Source organism: Actinospineispora spinosispora DSM 44797 (assembly GCF_000429025.1).
In the GTDB taxonomy this organism is placed as follows: domain Bacteria; phylum Actinomycetota; class Actinomycetes; order Mycobacteriales; family Pseudonocardiaceae; genus Pseudonocardia; species Pseudonocardia spinosispora.
In genome coordinates, this window is record NZ_KE386838.1 from 226,741 (window position 1) to 243,686 (window position 16,946).

Annotated in this window: 16 protein-coding genes; 13 read left to right on the forward strand and 3 right to left on the reverse strand. The window is 69.2% G+C overall.

The annotated features are described in order from the left end of the window. Positions 1-179 precede the first annotated feature (179 nt). From G406_RS0141745 to G406_RS0141790, 10 genes are all read left to right on the forward strand, one after another. A complete protein-coding gene (locus G406_RS0141745) occupies positions 180-1,415 on the forward strand; it encodes an FhaA domain-containing protein (RefSeq protein WP_028938501.1) in 1,236 nt (411 codons plus the stop codon). A 68-nt stretch (positions 1,416-1,483) separates the two neighbouring features. Then, positions 1,484-1,939, forward strand: coding sequence for an FHA domain-containing protein FhaB/FipA (locus G406_RS0141750; protein ID WP_028938502.1), 456 nt, complete (start codon positions 1,484-1,486; stop codon positions 1,937-1,939). Then, entirely contained in the window at positions 1,936-3,312 is a 1,377-nt protein-coding gene (locus G406_RS0141755) for a PP2C family protein-serine/threonine phosphatase (protein ID WP_028938503.1), read from the forward strand. The genes G406_RS0141750 and G406_RS0141755 overlap by 4 nt, the downstream gene beginning before the upstream one ends. 95 nt (positions 3,313-3,407) lie before the next feature. After that, entirely contained in the window at positions 3,408-4,856 is a 1,449-nt protein-coding gene (locus G406_RS0141760) for an FtsW/RodA/SpoVE family cell cycle protein (protein ID WP_028938504.1), read from the forward strand. Continuing rightward, the gene (locus G406_RS0141765; protein WP_028938505.1) at positions 4,853-6,325 is read left to right on the forward strand and encodes a peptidoglycan D,D-transpeptidase FtsI family protein; all 1,473 of its coding nucleotides are present in this window, start codon (positions 4,853-4,855) and stop codon (positions 6,323-6,325) included. The genes G406_RS0141760 and G406_RS0141765 overlap by 4 nt, the downstream gene beginning before the upstream one ends. An 88-nt stretch (positions 6,326-6,413) precedes the next feature. Further along, on the forward strand, positions 6,414-7,985 hold the full coding sequence (locus G406_RS55100; RefSeq protein ID WP_028938506.1) for a serine/threonine-protein kinase: 1,572 nt from the start codon (positions 6,414-6,416) through the stop codon (positions 7,983-7,985). A 184-nt stretch (positions 7,986-8,169) separates the two neighbouring features. Further along, positions 8,170-10,161, forward strand: coding sequence for a Stk1 family PASTA domain-containing Ser/Thr kinase (gene pknB, locus G406_RS0141775; RefSeq protein WP_028938507.1), 1,992 nt, complete (start codon positions 8,170-8,172; stop codon positions 10,159-10,161). A 1-nt stretch (position 10,162) separates the two neighbouring features. After that, the gene (locus G406_RS0141780) at positions 10,163-10,795 is read left to right on the forward strand and encodes an aminodeoxychorismate/anthranilate synthase component II (protein WP_028938508.1); all 633 of its coding nucleotides are present in this window, start codon (positions 10,163-10,165) and stop codon (positions 10,793-10,795) included. 62 nt (positions 10,796-10,857) lie between these two features. Further along, the gene (gene crgA / locus G406_RS0141785; RefSeq protein ID WP_028938509.1) at positions 10,858-11,142 is read left to right on the forward strand and encodes a cell division protein CrgA; all 285 of its coding nucleotides are present in this window, start codon (positions 10,858-10,860) and stop codon (positions 11,140-11,142) included. A gap of 213 nt (positions 11,143-11,355) precedes the next feature. Further along, positions 11,356-11,652, forward strand: coding sequence for a PH domain-containing protein (locus G406_RS0141790; protein ID WP_051343388.1), 297 nt, complete (start codon positions 11,356-11,358; stop codon positions 11,650-11,652). A gap of 75 nt (positions 11,653-11,727) precedes the next feature. On the opposite strand, the gene G406_RS53080 is transcribed toward G406_RS0141790, so the two are convergent. Beyond that, positions 11,728-12,516 (reverse strand): rhomboid family intramembrane serine protease, encoded by a 789-nt coding sequence (locus G406_RS53080; RefSeq protein ID WP_245607418.1) that lies wholly within the window; start codon positions 12,514-12,516, stop codon positions 11,728-11,730. 80 nt (positions 12,517-12,596) lie between these two features. Further along, positions 12,597-13,133 carry a peptidylprolyl isomerase gene (locus G406_RS0141800; RefSeq protein ID WP_037081240.1) on the reverse strand — a complete coding sequence of 179 codons (537 nt, stop codon included), beginning with the start codon at positions 13,131-13,133 and terminating at the stop codon, positions 12,597-12,599. A 66-nt stretch (positions 13,134-13,199) separates the two neighbouring features. On the opposite strand from G406_RS0141800, the gene G406_RS0141805 reads away from it, so the two are divergent. After that, positions 13,200-13,685, forward strand: coding sequence for a hypothetical protein (locus G406_RS0141805; RefSeq protein ID WP_028938512.1), 486 nt, complete (start codon positions 13,200-13,202; stop codon positions 13,683-13,685). A gap of 23 nt (positions 13,686-13,708) precedes the next feature. On the opposite strand, the gene G406_RS53085 is transcribed toward G406_RS0141805, so the two are convergent. Continuing rightward, on the reverse strand, positions 13,709-14,587 hold the full coding sequence (locus G406_RS53085; protein ID WP_051343389.1) for an alpha/beta hydrolase: 879 nt from the start codon (positions 14,585-14,587) through the stop codon (positions 13,709-13,711). A gap of 261 nt (positions 14,588-14,848) precedes the next feature. On the opposite strand from G406_RS53085, the gene G406_RS0141820 reads away from it, so the two are divergent. After that, positions 14,849-15,199 carry a hypothetical protein gene (locus tag G406_RS0141820; RefSeq protein ID WP_156935447.1) on the forward strand — a complete coding sequence of 117 codons (351 nt, stop codon included), beginning with the start codon at positions 14,849-14,851 and terminating at the stop codon, positions 15,197-15,199. Between the two features lie 154 nt (positions 15,200-15,353). Further along, complete coding sequence (locus G406_RS53090) at positions 15,354-16,835, forward strand: M20/M25/M40 family metallo-hydrolase (RefSeq protein ID WP_037081337.1); 1,482 nt, start codon at positions 15,354-15,356, stop codon at positions 16,833-16,835. Positions 16,836-16,946 lie beyond the last annotated feature (111 nt).

Below are 16,946 nucleotides of genomic sequence, written 5' to 3' on the forward strand. Positions count from 1 at the left end.
CACGGTGCTGTTCGCGACCCGTTCACGGGGGGCCACCGATCATGAGCGCCCCCACCCCAACGGGTACCAGAAGGACCCTCGAAGGGCTAGCGAAACAAAGAAGGATCTGACCCGCGTCTCTAGCACAGATACGATCGTTGGTACTGGCAACACGCCGATTTCGAGAAGAAGGGGTTCAGGTGGGCCGCGCTGAGCGCTTCGAGCGCCGGTTGGAGGGCTTCGTGGGCGATGCCTTTGCTCGAGTGTTCGGCGGTAACGTCGTGACCGAGGAGGTATCGCAGGCACTTGTGCGCGAAGCCGAAGTCTCCGTGCGTCCACTTGCCGGTGGCCGGCGACTCGCCCCGAATCGCTACGCGGTGCTGCTCAGCCCTACCGACCATGACCGTATGGCGGAGGATGCGCAGCGCGTGACCCAGTCACTGACAACACGTGTGTTGAGCCTGGTCGCCGACCAGGGGTGGGACACCTACGGCGACGTCGTAGTCTCACTGGAGCGCTCCGAGGCGCTGCACACGGGTCAGTTCCGTACCAGCTCGACCGTGGATCCGGATGTCTCCAGAGCCGCGCCGAGACCTCGCAACGCAAAGGAACCACCGATGAGCCAGCCACCAGGTCACCCCGAGGAGAACGGTCACTACGGCTACGACCGCGCCCCGCGCGGCTACGGCCAGCAGACCTACGCGGACCCCAACGACGCGCGCGGCCAGGAGCAACCGGCCGGGTACGACCAGGGTTACCCGCAGCAGGGCTACGACCAGCAGGGCTACCCGCAGCAGGGCTACGAGCAGCAGCCCGGTGGGTACGACCAGCAGGGTTATGCCCAGCAGGGCTACGACCAGCAGGGCGGGTACGCCCAGCCGGGGTACGACCAGGGCTACGCACAGCAGCCCGGGTACGACCAGCAGCAGGGCTACTACGACCAGCAGCAGGGCTATGCCCAGCAGGGTTACGCCCAGCCCGGGTACGACCAGCAGGGCTACGCGCAGCCCGGTTACCCGCCTCAGGGGTATGACCAGCAGGGCTACTACGACCAGGGTTACGGCCAGCCCGGCTACGACCAGCAGGGCTACTACGACCAGGGTTACGGCCAGCAGGGCTACCCCCAGCCCGGCTACGACCAGGCCGGCGCAGGCGCCTCGCTGACCATCGACGACGGCTCGAACCGCAGCTTCGACCTGCACGGTGGCACGACGGTCATCGGTCGCGGCCAGGAGTCGGACTTCCGGCTGCCCGACACCGGGGTCTCCCGGCGGCACCTGGAGATCAACTGGGACGGCCACACGGCGACCCTGTCCGACCTCGGCAGCACCAACGGCACCACGGTCAACGGGAACCCGGTGCAGACCTGGCAGCTGTCGGACGGCGACGTCATCCGGATCGGACACTCGACACTCGTCTACCGGGCCGCCAGTTAGCCTTGACGCCTGGCCAGAGCACCCGCTCAGGTCTGAGTGGGTTCTAGTCAGGAACGGAGTCGTCTCGGTTGCCCGAGCTGGTGCTGCAGCTGACCAGGGCAGGGTTCCTGGCCCTGCTCTGGTTGTTCGTGCTGGTCGCGTTGCGGGTCGTGCGATCCGACCTCTACGCGGCGTCCGGGCTGCGTGCGATGGTCCCGTCGCGGCGTGCCACGGCGCGTCCGGGGCGCAGTCGCAACGCCCGGCAACTGATCGTCACCCATGGTGCGCTGGCCGGCACCAGGGTGACCCTAGACTCCAGGCCGATCATGCTGGGACGCGCGGACGACTCGACCTTGGTGCTGGACGACGACTACGCCTCCACGCGGCATGCGAGGCTGTCGCTACAGGGCGAGGAGTGGTACGTGGAGGACCTCGGGTCGACCAATGGGACCTATCTGGACCGAGCTAAGGTCAGCGGACCCACTCGGGTGCCGCTGGGCACTCCGATCCGCATCGGCAAGACCGTGATCGAGCTGCGCTCATGACATTGGTTCTCCGTTATTCGGCCCGCAGCGACCGCGGCCTGGTTCGTCAGAACAACCAGGACTCGGTCTATGCCGGGCCCCGCCTGCTTGCCCTTGCCGACGGCATGGGCGGCCACGCCGCCGGCGAGGTCGCATCCAAGCTGGTGATCTCCGCGCTCGTCCCGCTCGACGACGACGAGCCCGGTGACGACCTGCTGCGCGAACTGCGCGACGCCACGCACGAGGGCAACCGCGCGATCACCCAGCTGGTGAACGAGCAGCCCGACCTGGAGGGCATGGGCACGACGCTCACCGCCATCCTGTTCGCCGGCAGCCGCCTGGGCATGGTGCACGTCGGCGACTCCCGCGCCTATCTGATGCGGGACGGCCACTTCAGCCAGATCACGAAGGACGACACGTTCGTCCAGTCGCTGGTGGACGAGGGCCGGATCACCGAGGACGAGGTGCACACGCACCCGCAGCGCTCGTTGCTGCTGCGCGCGCTGACCGGTCACGAGCTGGAGCCCTCGCTGACGATCCGCGAGGCCCGTGCCGGCGACCGCTACCTGTTGTGCTCGGACGGGCTGTCCGGCGTGGTGAGCGCCGAGACGCTGGCCGACACACTGCGCAACCCGGACCCGAAGCTGACCGCCGACCGGCTCATCGAGCTGGCGCTGCGCGGCGGCGGTCCGGACAACATCACGGTCATCGTCGCGGACGTGGTGGACATCGACTTCGGTGAGGACGACCCGATCGTCGGCGGTGCCGCCGGTGACGGTTCCGACTCCGACATGGCCCCGCCGGACTCGGCGGCGGCCCGTGCCTCGGTCACGACCCTGCCCAGGGTCGCGCCGCAGCGCATCGAGCCGAGGGCGGAGACTCCGCCGCCCCGGCGCAAGGGCAAGGCGGCGCTGATCGTGCTGTCCGTGCTGATCGTCCTGGTCGGCGCGACGGCGCTGGCCCGGCTGTGGGTGATGCAGCAGTACTACGTCGGTACGAAGGCCGATGCCGTGGTGATCTACCAGGGCGTGCGCGGCAGTGTGCTGGGCATCCCGCTGCAGACGCTGCGTGAGCGGTCCTGCCAGCCGAACGAGCGCGACTGCACCGAGATCAACGTGGCCGACCTGACCGAGTCGGCCCGGCAGACCGTGCAGGCAGGCATCATCCCGAAGCAGAGCGGGCTGGAGGGCGCGCGGGACACGGTCCGCCGGTTGCGCGAGGACGAGATGCTGCCGCCGTGCCCGACCGAGCCGCCGGCCGCCCCGAAGCCGAACCCCACTCCCGGCGCCGCGGGCAAGCCCGCTGACGCCGGTCAGCCGCCCGCGGACCCGGACACCACGGATCTGCAACCGAGGCGGCCCGAGCCAGGCAAAACCTGCCGCACGGTGAGCTGATGGGCTCGCCGAGCCAGGGCGATGAGCCCCAGAACTCGGGAGCTACCGGACCCACCGGAACCACTGGCGTCCCACCTGTCACATCCAACTCAGGTGTGTCGTCCACCGCGGCGGCCCCCGCTGTCGCGGCGCAGGCCGCCAAGGCCCAGGTGACCAAGGGCCGGTCGGCCGAGCTGGTGTTGCTCGCGTTCGCCGCCGTACTCACGACCGGTGCGCTGATCCTGGTCGAGGCGAACCAGGAACAGGAGCTGACCAGCACGCTGCTGATCCTCGGCGGCTGCTACCTGGCGCTGTTCACCGGCGCGCACCTGGTCGTCCGCAAGTGGGCGCCGTACGCGGACCCGCTGATCCTGCCGTGCGCCGCGATGCTCAACGGGCTCGGACTGGTCATGATCCACCGGGTCGACCTGGCCAGGGCCGACCGCGCCACCCAGCTCGACCAGGGTGTCCCGCAGCTGTTCGCGAACCGCCAGATCGTCTGGACGCTCATCGCGCTCGTCCTGTTCGCGGCCACCCTGTGGTTCGTCTCCGACCACCGGACGCTCGCCCGCTACGGCTACACCGCCGGTTTCCTCGGTCTGGTCCTGCTCGCGCTGCCCGGTCTGCTGCCGGCCAGCATCTCCGAGGCCAACGGCGCCAAGATCTGGCTCCGGCTGTGGATCTTCTCGATCCAGCCCGGTGAGTTCTCCAAGGTCCTGCTGATCATCTTCTTCTCCGCGCTGCTGATCTCCAAGCGCGAGCTGTTCACCGCCGCTGGCAAGCACTTCCTCGGGATGGAGCTGCCCCGGCCGCGCGACCTGGCCCCGCTGCTGGTCGCCTGGCTGCTGTCGGTGGGCGTACTGGTCCTGGAGAAGGACCTGGGTAGCTCGCTGCTGTACTTCGGTGTCCTGCTGGTGCTGCTGTACGCGGCAACCGAACGGGTGTCCTGGCTGGTCATCGGCCTGCTGTTCTTCGCGGCCGGCGCGACCCTGGCGTACAGCCTGTTCGGCCACGTACGCGACCGGATCGAGGTCTGGCTGGACCCGTTCAGCCATTTCGACACCGCCGGCTACCAGATCGGGCAGGCGCTGTTCGGGCTCGGCACCGGCGGCGTGGGCGGCACCGGCCTGGGCGCCGGACGGCCTGAGCTGGTTCCGTTCGCCTGGAGCGACTTCATGGTCTCCTCGATCGGCGAGGAGCTCGGACTGATCGGGCTGGCCGCGGTCCTGGTGGTCTACCTCGTACTGGTCACCCGCGGCCTGCGCAGCGCACTCGCCGTGCGGGACAGTTTCGGCAAGCTGCTGGCGACCGGACTGGCGTTCTCGCTGGCCCTGCAGGTGTTCGTGGTCATGGGCGGGGTGACCCGGCTGATCCCGCTGACCGGTCTGACCATCCCCTTCATGTCGGCCGGTGGCTCGTCGCTGGTCGCCAACTACATCATCGTGGCGCTGCTGCTGCGCATCTCGAACGCGGCGCGCTCACCCGGCGGGAAGAAGCCGGCGGCGCCGCAGACGCCACTCGCCGAGGCGAAGACCGAGATGGTCGGCGGGGCGGGCAAGAAGTGAACACACCTGTCCGCCGAATCGCGGTGGCAGTGATGGTGATGATCCTGCTGCTGCTGGCCAACCTGACGTACGTGCAGGTCATCAAGGCCAACGACTACCGAACCGACCCGCGCAACCAACGCGTGCTGCTCGAGGAGTACGCCCGCAAGCGCGGCCAGATCAGCGCGGGTGGCCAGGTTCTGGCCAATAGTGTGGAAACCAACGACCGACTGCGCTATCAACGGCACTACGGCAACGGTCCGATGTACGCACCGATCACCGGCTACTACTCGGTGGTCTACAGCTCCAGCGGCATCGAGCGGGCCGAGGACGACGTCCTCAACGGCTCCGACGACCGGTTGTTCGTTCGTCGGCTGTCCGACCTGATCACCGGTCGGGACCCCAGCGGCGGGAACGTGGTGCTGACGCTCGATCCCCAGGTGCAGAAGGTGGCGTACGACGCGATGACCGCCAAGCACTTCGCGGGAGCGGTGGTGGCGATCCGGCCGTCCACCGGCGAGATCCTGGCGATGGTGTCCACCCCGTCCTACGACCCGTCGCCGCTGGCCAGCCACAACTCCACCACCCAGCAGCAGGCCTGGCAGGCGGCGAAGACCCAGGACCCGCCCACCCTGATCAACCGGGCGATCTCCACGACCTACCCGCCCGGTTCGACGTTCAAGCTCGTCGACGTCGCCGCCGCGCTCCAGTCCGGCTACACGCCGCAGAGCCCGCTCACCGCCGCATCCCAGGTCACCCTCACCGGGACCAACACGACGCTGGAGAACTTCGCAGGCACCCCGTGCGGCGGCGGGCCCACCGCGACGCTCGCCGACGCGTTGGCCCGGTCCTGCAACACCGCGTTCGCCACGCTCGCCGGTCAGCTCGGCCCCTCCAAGCTCCGGACCCAGGCCGAGGCGTTCGGCATCGGCGACTCGGACACCACGATCCCCATGCCGGTGGCCGCCTCACAGCTGGGCGACCTGCCCGACACCGCGGCGCTGGAGCAGTCCGGGATCGGCCAGCGTGACGTGCGGCTGACCCCCTTGCAGAACGCCGAGATCGTCGCGACCATCGCGAACGGTGGCGTCCGGATGGCACCGCACCTGGTCAAGGAAATCCAGGCACCGGACCTGTCGCCGCTGGACACGACCGAGCCGGACCGCATCGGCCAGGCGATCCCGGCCGACGTGGCGGCCACCATCACGCAGTTGATGCTCGGCTCGGAGGCCCGCACCCTGGGGGGCGGCAAGATCACCGGTGTACAGATCGCGTCGAAGACCGGGACCGCCGAACACGGCGCCAACCCGAAGCAGACGAAGCCGCACGGCTGGTACGTCGCCTTCGCGCCCGCGCAGAGCCCCGAGGTGGCCGTCGCGGTGCTGGTCGAGGACGGCGGCGACCGAGGGCAGGAGGCGACCGGTGGCTCGATCGCCGCACCGATCGGCCGCGCCGTGATCGGAGCCGCGCTGGGCGGAGGTACCCGCTGATGCCGACGACGTCCCGCCTCGTGAGTGTTGAGTACGGCTCTGGCCATACTCAACACTCACGAGGTCTGAGCTGCTGCGACGGTCGCTGATGGCACTTCACGAAGGCGACCAGATCGCCGAGCGGTACCGGCTGACCAAGCAGATCGCGGTCGGCGGCATGGGCGAGGTCTGGGAGTCCGCCGACCTGCGCCTCGGCCGCACCGTGGCGATCAAGGTGCTCAAGCCGGAGATCGGCTCCGACCCCGACTTCCTGGCCCGGTTCCGCACCGAGGCGCAGATCGCCGCCTCGATCAACCACCGGGGCATCGCCGGCGTGCACGACTACGGCGAGGGCGTCACCCCGGACGGCACCCCGACCGCCTACCTGGTGATGGAGCTGGTGCGCGGCGAGCCGCTGTCCGCCCGCATCGCGTCCCGGGGCAAGCTCGGCACGGTCCTGACCCTCGATCTGCTCGAACAGGCCGGCCGGGGCCTGTACGCGGCGCACTCCCGGGGCTTCGTGCACCGCGACGTCAAGCCGGGCAACATCCTGCTCGCCGACGACGGCACGGTGAAGCTCACCGACTTCGGCATCGCCAAGGCCGCGTCGGCCGCGCCGGTGACCGAGTCGGGCATGGTGATGGGCACCGCCCACTACATCGCCCCCGAACAGGCACGCGGCGACGAGGCCAGCCCGGCGAGCGACGTGTACTCGCTCGCCGTGGTCGGCTACGAGTGCCTCACCGGGCACCGGCCGTTCCAGGCGGCCAGCCCGGTCGACGTGGCGATGATGCACATCAACGACCCGCTGCCGCCGCTGCCGAAGGACATCCCGGAGAACGTCCGGGCGCTGATCGAGAACACGCTGGTCAAGGAACCCGGCCAGCGCTACAAGAACGGCGGCGACTTCGCCGCTGCCGTCGCGGCCGTCCGGCGCGGCCTTCCCCCGCCGAACCCGGACTCGGTCGTGGTGCAGAGCACCTCGGGCGCGCTGCCCGCGGTCGGCTCCCTGCTGACCGACCGGATCGAGTCCTCCAGCGACGGGCTCGCCATCGCCGGGCTCGCGGCGCCCGGCATGCCACCGCTGCCCGGCAAGGGATCCGGCAGGTCAGGGCTGCGCAAACGCGGCAAGTCGGCGAACAAGGGTCAGTCCGCCGCGACCGGCACAGGCCATCAGACGATCACCGCGTCCGGCCCGCGCGCCGTCAGCACCAGCGGCGGCTACCCGCAGGCAGGCCCCTACTCCCCGACCGGTGCGACGGCAGGCCCTCCTCGCCAGTTCGCCCCATTGCCGTCCCCCACTCGATCCGGCCGCATCGCGCTGTTCGTCACGTTTGTCCTCCTCACCATCGCAGCCGTGGCGATCGGTGTCTACGTCGTGCGCAATGCGGTGAGCACCGACGGTCAGGGAGTCGGCAGGACCCATCCGACGGTCCGCTCCTCGGTTCCGGCACCGGGAACGCCGCCGGCGGGAAGTGTCCTGGTAGACCCGGGTGCCTACACCGGTAAACCGGCCACCACGGCGATCGCCGGACTGCAGACCTCGGGTCTCAACCCCACGCTGCACAGCACGACCGGCGCGCCACCGGCCGACCCCGCTGCCTGTACGGTCACCGACTTGTCGCCGAACGGCCAACAACCTCCAGGGACGGTGGTGACGATCACATGCACACCGCGCTAGCGCAGGCCGCCGCTGCCGTCACATACCGTCGGCGAGCGGTTCACCTGCCGTACTTCTCAGCGGACGATCCTGGAAAATACGCAGGTCGCCGCCCCCAGCGAGCCGACGACCGCCTCACTATCGTCGCTCCGGCGCGGACCAGGCATGATGAAGTGACCCTCGAGACAACCAGGAACCCCCACAGATGACGACCCCGCGGCTGCTGTCCGAACGCTATGAGCTGGGCGACACGCTCGGCTATGGCGGCATGTCCGAGGTACACAAGGGTCGTGATGTTCGGCTGAGTCGGGACGTCGCGGTCAAGGTCCTGCGCGCCGACCTGGCGAGGGACCCCCAGTTCCAGATGCGGTTCCGCCGCGAGGCGCAGAACGCCGCCGCGCTGAACCATCCGGCCATCGTCGCCGTGTACGACACCGGCGAGGTCGAGAGCGAGTTCGGCCCGCTGCCCTACATCGTCATGGAGTTCGTCGAGGGTCAGACGCTGCGGGAGATCGTCAAGGGCACCGGTCCGCTGTCCCAGCAGCGGGTCATGGAGGTCATGGCCGACGTCTGCGCCGCACTGGACTTCAGCCACCGGCACGGCATCATCCACCGCGACGTCAAGCCGGCCAACATCATGCTGACCACCGGTGGCGCGGTGAAGGTGATGGACTTCGGTATCGCCCGCGCGCTCGCCGACGGCCAGAACATGACCCAGACCGCCGCCGTGATCGGTACCGCCCAGTACCTGTCGCCCGAGCAGGCCAGGGGCGAGGCCGTCGACGCCCGCTCCGACGTGTACGCCGCCGGCTGTGTGCTGTTCGAGCTGCTGACCGGTGAGCCCCCGTTCTCCGGCGACTCGCCCGTCGCGGTCGCCTACCAGCACGTCCGGGAGGACGTCCGCAGCCCGTCGACGGTCAACCACGAGGTGCCGCACGAGCTGGACGCCATCGTCCTCAAGGCGATGAGCAAGAACCCGGCCAACCGGTACCAGTCCTCCGCCGAGATGCGCTCCGACCTGGTCCGCGTGCTGCGCGGCCAGCGTCCCCTCGCGCCGCAGGTGATGACCGAGGAGGAGCGCACCGCGCTGCTGCACGGCGGCAGCATCGGTGGCGCAAGCGGCACCGGCGCGACCCGCAGGCAGGGCAGCGCGACCGGCGCCACCCGCCACGCCGCGCCCGCCAGCTGGGAGAACGAAGAGCAGGGACCGCGTTCGACCGGCAAGATGATCGCGATCGGCGTGGGTGTCGTTGCGATGCTCGCGGTGGTCGCGTTCGTCGCGACCAAGATCTTCGGCGGCCCGCCGGCGCCCGACCTCGCCGCGGTGCCCGACGTGACCGGCCAGCAGCAGGAGAAGGCCCGCGAGACGCTCATGACCAGCGGGTGGACGGTACTGAACATCAAGACGGAGAGCACCACGGATCCGTCCAAGATCGGCATCGTGACCAGGACCGATCCGCCGGCCACCCAGATGGCCGACAAGGACCGGCTGCTCACCCTGTTCGTCGCCAAGGCTCCCGACCAGTCGAACATGCCGAACCTGATCGGGAAGACCGTCGCCGAGGCGACACCACTGCTCCAGGGCGTCAACGCGTCGGTCGAGGCGACGAAGTACGCGCCGGCACCGGACTCCAGCAAGGTCAACCAGATCATCGCCCAGGACCCACAGCCCGGTTCGCCGATCAAGGGTCAGACGAAGGTCACCATCACGATCGGCCAGAACACCCCGAGGGTCCTGGTACCGAGCATGGTCGGGCTGACCGTGGACCAGGCCACCCAGCTGTTGAAGTCGGCCGGTCTGCAGGTCGGCTCGAGCGACAGTTCGTCCGACCAGCTGGTCACCGGCAGCAGCCCGAGCTCGGGACAGCAGGTACCGCCCGGGACCACGGTGACCCTTCAGGTGGCCAGCGGGGGCCAGGTGCCGATGCCGCGGCTGGAAGGGCTGAGCAAGTCCGACGCACGGTCCGCGCTGCGCGACGCCCACATCACCGCGAGCCCCGACACCAGCAACACCGTCGTGGTCACCGACCCCGACCAGGATGACAAGGTCGTTCGTCAGTCGCCGGTCGCCGGCAAGCCGGTGTACCCCGACGACCAGGTCCAGCTGTACATCGGCAAGTACAGCAGCAGCGCGCCGCCCAGCTCCAGGAACAACGGCGACAACAACCGGAACGACGACGGCTTTGGCGGTAACTGACATGCGCGTGCTGGTCGTGGACAACTACGACAGCTTCGTCTACAACCTCGTCCAGTACCTGGCGCAGCTCGGCGCGCAGACCACGGTCCAGCGCAACGACGTGGTGTCGATGGACGACGTGGACTCGGCCGACGGCGTGCTGCTCAGCCCCGGCCCCGGCACTCCGGAGCGAGCCGGACAGACGATGGACATCGTCCGCCGCTGTGCCGATCGCCGGATCCCGGTGCTCGGCGTCTGTCTGGGTCACCAGGCGATCGGTGCGGTGTTCGGCGGTGTCGTCGAGCGTGCACCGGAGCTGCTGCACGGCAAGACCTCGCAGGTGCACCACGACGGCACCGGCGTCCTCGCCGGCCTGCCCGACCCGTTCACCGGCACCCGCTACCACTCGCTCAGCATCCGGCCCGACTCGATGCCCGACGAGCTGCAGGTCACCGGAAGGACCGAGAGCGGCGTCATCATGGCGCTGCGGCACCGGAGCCTGCCGATCGACGGCGTGCAGTTCCACCCGGAGTCGGTCCTGACCGAGGGCGGCCACCGGATGCTGGCGAACTGGATGGCCTCGTGCGGCCACCCGGTGGCCGAGCCGATCATTCAGCGGCTCACCGCCGAGGTCGCGGCTCTCGTCGAGGCCTGACCGACCTCCCTCACCGGCCCAGCCTCGCTGAGCGGCGGGGTGCTGCCGGTAACCTGAGACGCATGCCCAAGTCGAAGGTTCGTAAGAAGACCGTCTACACGCCGCCGCCCCGGAAGCAGACCGCGCAGGCGGCTCGCGCCGCCGGCCCGTCCTCCCCGATCTATGTCGGGGTCATGCTCGGCTTCATGCTGCTCGGCCTCGTCTGGCTGGTCGTGAACTACCTGGCCGGCGACAAGATCGGCTTCATGATCGCACTCGGCGGCGACGGCACCGGCTTCAACTACAACTTCGTCGTCGGCTTCGCGTTGATCATCATCGGGCTGCTGATGACCATGAAGTGGCGCTAGCCGAATTAGCGTCAATGTCAAGAGTTACACGCGTGTAAGTCATCCCCAGTGGGGATAAAGCCTGTGGATAACTCGGGATCTTCGCGCAGTTGGGGACCAACGCCACTTCTCGTAGCGGCGAGTTGGCTTGCCACGCTGGCGGCGGTCTGCTGGTGCCTGTTCGGTGCGAGCGACCCACCAGCACGTCTGTTCACAGCGGTAACAGCGCTGGTCATGGCCATGATCGCGGTGGCGACGACCCGGGCGCGCCCTCGGCTGTCGGCCTCGGACATGGGCATCGAGGTCCGCGGAATCGGCGGCGCGCACTACTACACGTGGCCTCAGGTCACCGACGTCCGACTTGTCCACACCCGCCGTCTCGCCCGGGAAGTTCCCTCGATCGAGATCGACGTCCAGGTGGGCCAGGAGGACCGTCTCCTGATCTTCACGAAGCTCGACCTCGTGGCAGACCCCGAGGACGTGGCAGACGCCCTGACCCAGCTCCGCGAGTCGGGCACGTCAGCACACTGAGTCGGGTACGTCAGCACACAGCTCTGTGCGGAATCCAGCGACTCGCTGTGCTGAGGCGCCCGACTCGCGGGTGGGTCAGGCGAGCGTTGCGCGGATGGCCATTGCCAGGAGCAGGAGCGCCACCAGTGCGATGGTTGCCGTTGCCTGCCACTGGTTGCGGTTGCGCAGGGGGGCGTAGACCAGGGCTGCCGTGAGTGCCGCGCCGGTGACCAGGCCGCCCACGTGGCCCAGGATCGAGATGTTCGGGACGATGAAGCTCAGCGCGAGGTTGAGCCCGATCAGGATCAGCACGCCCCGAGGCGACATCCGCAGCCGGTACACCAGCACGGCGAGCCCGCCCATCAGGCCGAACACCGCCCCGGACGCACCCGCCACCTGCGCATACGGCGAACCGAACAGCAGTGATGCCGCCGAGCCGCCGAGCAGGCCGACGACGTAGACCGCGAGGAACCGCAGCCGACCCAGCGCGAGCTCGCACTCCTTACCGATGATCCACAGCGCGTACATGTTGAACGCCAGGTGGATCATCCCGAAGTGCAGGAAGCCCGCGGTGAACAGCCGCCACCACTCGCCGGCGAACACCTGCTCGTTGAGCAGCGACCAGCTCTCGAAGAACGCCGAGTCCGAGTTGTGCGCAACGCTGCCGGCCTGCACGACCGTCCACACGAAGACCGCGACGTTGAGCACGATCAGGACCGGCACCACGATGGCGCGTTCGACCGGGATCGCCCCGGCCACGGTGCGGCCCACCTGGGCCGGGTACTGCCGCGCGGCCCCGGCCAGGCAGTCCACACAGTGGAAGCCGACCGAGGCCTCGCGCAGGCACTCCGGACAGTACGGCTGCTCGCAGCGCGCACAGCGCACGTAGGCCGGCCGGTCCGAGTGACGAGTACAGCGCGGCGGTTCGAATTCGGGACCCGAACCGCCCTGATCAGGCTGGTTGATCAGCTGACCTCGATCTTCTCGATCACCACGTCACGCAGCGGACGGTCCTGTGCACCGGTGGAGGTGCCGGCGATCGCGTCGACGACCGCGCGGGACTCGGCGTCCGCGACCTCACCGAAGATGGTGTGCTTGCGGTTGAGGTGCGGGGTCGGGCCCACGGTGATGAAGAACTGCGAGCCGTTGGTGCCGGGGCCCGCGTTGGCCATCGCCAGCAGGTAAGGACGGTCGAAGCGCAGCTCCGGGTGGAACTCGTCCTTGAACTGGTAGCCGGGGCCGCCTCGGCCGGTTCCGGTGGGGTCGCCGCCCTGAATCATGAAGCCGGCGATCACCCGGTGGAAGATCGAGCCGTCGTAGAACGGCCCGGAGTCGCCACCGCTGGCGTTGGGCTGTGAGTAGTCCTTGGTGCCTTCTGCCAGGCCGACGAAGTTGCCCACGGTCTCCGGCGCGTGGTTCGGGAAGAGGGTGATACGGATATCTCCCTCGGACGTGTGCAAGATTGCCGTCTTCTCATTACCAGGTTCAGTCACGGCGCACATCGTGCCACGTCACGCGAGTACGGTCGCTCCAGGACAGGCAGGCTAACCAAGTTCAGGAGGACACAAGTGAGCCGAGCCACGAAGTTGCGTAAGCAACAGAAGAAGGCCAACTCGCTCATCAGCACCGGTCTGACCACCGCGACCGAGACCGCGGCCGCCCTCGGCGAGGAACTGCGGCACCGGGTCACCGAGCTGGACGTCCCCGGCAAGGTCGCCGGGCTGGACCTCGAGGGCAAGGTCGCCGGGCTGGACATCCCGGGCAGGGTCGCGGAGCTGGACCTGCCGGCGAAGCTGCAGGACGCCCGGCGTGAGCTGGCCGGACGGATCGACCCGGGTCCCGCTCCGAAGCGCCGCCGGCGCAGGTTCCTGTGGATCGGGCTGTTCCTCACCGCGGTCGGCGGTGTCGCGTGGGCGGTGCTGGCCAGGCGCCCCAGCGAGCTCGAGCCGCTCTCGCCACCGGCGGCGCCCGCCGTGCCGAGCAGCACCCCGCCGGCCGAGCCGGTCTCGACGAACGGCAGCGCGCCCAGCTCCAGCACGTCCCAGTCCAAGTAGGACCCCGTGAGTGCCGCGACCGCCTACGGCCGGTCGCGGCACTCACGGAGGAACTCGGCGACGGCCGCCTCGTAACCGGCCGGGTCGACGTTCCACGGCGCGGTGTGTTCCGCCCCTGGCACCTCCAGGTAGCGCAGCGGCCAGCCCACCGACGGGGCGGCTGCCGCAAGCTTCCGGCTCGGCGTCGGTGGCACCGCCGAGTCGTCGGCGCCGTGCACCAGCAGCGTCGGGACGCGCACCTTCGGCATGCGCGCGACGAGGTCGAACAGGTCGAAGTCGATGCCGATGCGCCAGCGGGTGACGAGTGTGGCCACCCGGGTCAGCACCGGGGGCAGCCGGCGCAGCTTCGCCTGCTGGCGCAGCGTCGCCCGCCAGTCGATCAGTGGGCTGTCCCAGATGGTCGCCGCGACCGGCACCGGCGGTGTCCCCCGGTCCAGGTAGGCCGCGATGATCGCCGCCCCCATCGACCAGCCGTACAGCACGACGCGCTGAGCGCCACGCTGACGCGCGTAAGCGACCGCGGCGGCCAAATCGGTCCACTCCGTGTCACCGAGGTGATAGTGGCCGTCAGGGCTCGCCGGAGCACCCTTGTCGTTGCGGTAGGTGATGGCGAGCACAGGATGGCCGAGCCGGTGCAGTGTCGGCAGGATCCTGAGGCACTCCCTGCGATCGCCACCTCGGCCGTGCACCGCGATCACCCAGGTGTCGTTCGCAAGATCGTTTGATAGATCAGTGGTACCCGGCGGGACCACCCAGGCCGGGTAGTCGCCGAGCGGACCCGGAACCACGGCCTCTTCGAAGGCGATCCCGACCGCGTCCGGATCAGGTCCTTGCGGCCACAACAGCTGCGCCTCGACCTCCGCGACCGGCCGAAGCAGCTCCGTCGAGTAAATCCAACCCACGGCCCCCAGAAGTCCCGTTGGTACCAGGACGCCTGACATCACGGCTAGGTTGCGCTTCGCGATCAGACCGTTACGCCACCGATATGGGTGAACTGCGCTCAAGATCTGCTTAACAGCCACAACTCATCCTGAGACTCCTCGTTGATTCGCCAAGTCGGGGTGAGCGCCACATCGATGATCACGACCGTACGCAGTACGGGAAGGAACCAGAAGACTATGAAGAAGAGCCGGGCCTTCACAGCCATTATGGCCGCCGCGAGCATGGCAACCCTGAGTGCCGCTTTCGTGGGTGTCCTCACCGCTGGGCCGTCGCTGCCGGGTGGCATCTCCGGTGACGCCCCCGCCGCGCCGGACACCGCCAGCGCACCGCAGCTGCCCAGTGGCCTGCCGGGCAACGAGGTCGCCAACGTCGACGTGCCCACCGTCGGTGGCAAGCAGGTCTCCTTCGTGACCCGCGGACCGGACGACGACGAGGACCGGGACGACGTGTGCCACGGCCTGAGCGGCGACACCGACCTGCCGGGTCACAACAACCAGATCCAGCACCCCTGCCAGTCCGACAACAACACCTTCCACGAGGGTGACGTTCAGATCGCCGGTCACGACGTCTGAGTTCCCCCCGGTCACGACCTGTGACCGATCGGTACTTCAGCGCGGTACGTCAGCGCTCACCGATCACGCGCCCCGGATGCCCCGGTTCCCCGAGACCGGCGCGGCGTCCGGGGCGCGTTCCTTTTCAGGGGCTCCGATGTGGTGAGGTGTGTTCATGCAGCGAGCTCTGGGGCGCCTGATCATCGCGGCCGTGGCGGTTGTGGTCCTGCTCGTCGTTGCCGGGGTGGTGTTCTTCGTCAACCAGAGGTCTTCCGCGCCCCAACGGGTCGACAGCACCGCCTTGCGCGCCGAGATCACGACTCAGGGCATCCACCGGCACCTGGACGCGCTGCAGAACATCGCGGGCGCGAACGGCGGTAACCGGGCCGTCGGGACCCCCGGTTTCACCGCGACCGTCGACTACGTGCGCCAGCAGCTCACCGAGGCCGGCTACCAGGTCGAAACGCAGAGCTTCCGCTTCCCGTACTTCGCCGAGACCACCCCGCCGGTACTGGCCGGCGTGTCCGGCGGCCGGCCGTCCTATGCGGTGGGTCCTGACGTCCGCAGCATGACCTACTCGGGCAGCGGCGACGTCACGGCGCCGGTCCGCCCGGTCAACCTCGGTGCGCCGGACGCGCCGTCGGTCAGCGGCTGCGCAGCAGCCGACTTCGCCGGGTTCGAGCGCGGCACTATCGCGCTGCTGCGCCGTGGCGGCTGCCCGTTCAGCGCGAAGGCGCACAACGCCGAAACCGCCGGCGCGGCCGCGGTACTGGTCACGAACGACGGCCGGCCGGGTCAGACCGACCCGATCGCCGGCACGCTCGAACGGCCCGGGATCCGTATCCCGGTGTTGTCGATCAGCAGCGCGGTCGCGGCCGAGTTCGCCGGCCCGACCCCGGTCACGGTGCATCTCGCGGCACATACGGTCACCGACTTCCGCCAGGCACAGAACCTGATCGCCCAGACGGCTGCTGGTCGTGACGACCGGGTCGTCACGGTCGGTGCGCACCTCGACTCGGTGCCCGCCGGGCCGGGGATCAACGACGACGGCACCGGGGTCGCGACCGTCCTCGAGGTAGCGAAGGCGATGTCCCGGCTGCACATCACTCCGGCGAACCAGGTGCGCTTCGGTTTCTGGGGCGCCGAGGAGCTCGGGCTGCTCGGCTCCGAGCACTACGTGGCGACGCTGACCCCCGAGCAGCGCGCCGACATCGCGGTCAACCTGAACTTCGACATGCTCGGCTCACCGAACTTCGTGCGCTTCGTCTACGACGGGGACGGCAGCACGTTCGTGGCGAAGGACAAGGCGTCCGCGCCGCCCGGTTCCGGTGCCATCGAGAAGGTGTTCACCGACTACCTGGGCGCCCGCAACCTCCCCTTCGAGGCGACCGAGTTCGACGGCCGCAGCGACTATGCGCCGTTCGCCGAGGTGGGGATCCCGGTCGGCGGGATGTACACCGGCGCGGAGGAGATCAAGACGCCCGAGCAGGCCACTCGCTACGGCGGGGTCGCCGGTCAGGCGTACGACCAGTGCTACCACCAGGCGTGCGACACGGTGTCGAACGTGAACGACACGGTGCTGGCCGAGTCCGCGGGCGCGGTGGCCGACTCGATCCTGCACTTCGCCCAGCAACCCGCCAGCCCCCGCCCCGAATAACCCGCCACTCGCCCGTCCCCGCCCGTCCCCGCCCGTCCCCGCCCGTCCCCGCCCGTCCCCGCCCGTCCCCGCCCGTCCCCGCCCGTCCCCGATGGCACGAATGTGGCTTTA

What these genes read in the sequence shown, in the direction of transcription:
- G406_RS0141780 (WP_028938508.1), top strand. Translation starts at nt 10,163, where the DNA reads ATGCGCGTGCTGGTCGTGGACAACTACGACAGCTTCGTCTACAACCTC.
- pknB (WP_028938507.1), top strand. Translation starts at nt 8,170, where the DNA reads ATGACGACCCCGCGGCTGCTGTCCGAACGCTATGAGCTGGGCGACACG.
- G406_RS0141820 (WP_156935447.1), top strand. Translation starts at nt 14,849, where the DNA reads ATGGCAACCCTGAGTGCCGCTTTCGTGGGTGTCCTCACCGCTGGGCCG.
- G406_RS0141800 (WP_037081240.1), bottom strand. Translation starts at nt 13,133, where the DNA reads ATGTGCGCCGTGACTGAACCTGGTAATGAGAAGACGGCAATCTTGCAC.
- crgA (WP_028938509.1), top strand. Translation starts at nt 10,858, where the DNA reads ATGCCCAAGTCGAAGGTTCGTAAGAAGACCGTCTACACGCCGCCGCCC.
- G406_RS53090 (WP_037081337.1), top strand. Translation starts at nt 15,354, where the DNA reads ATGCAGCGAGCTCTGGGGCGCCTGATCATCGCGGCCGTGGCGGTTGTG.
- G406_RS0141755 (WP_028938503.1), top strand. Translation starts at nt 1,936, where the DNA reads ATGACATTGGTTCTCCGTTATTCGGCCCGCAGCGACCGCGGCCTGGTT.
- G406_RS0141790 (WP_051343388.1), top strand. Translation starts at nt 11,356, where the DNA reads ATGGCCATGATCGCGGTGGCGACGACCCGGGCGCGCCCTCGGCTGTCG.
- G406_RS55100 (WP_028938506.1), top strand. Translation starts at nt 6,414, where the DNA reads ATGGCACTTCACGAAGGCGACCAGATCGCCGAGCGGTACCGGCTGACC.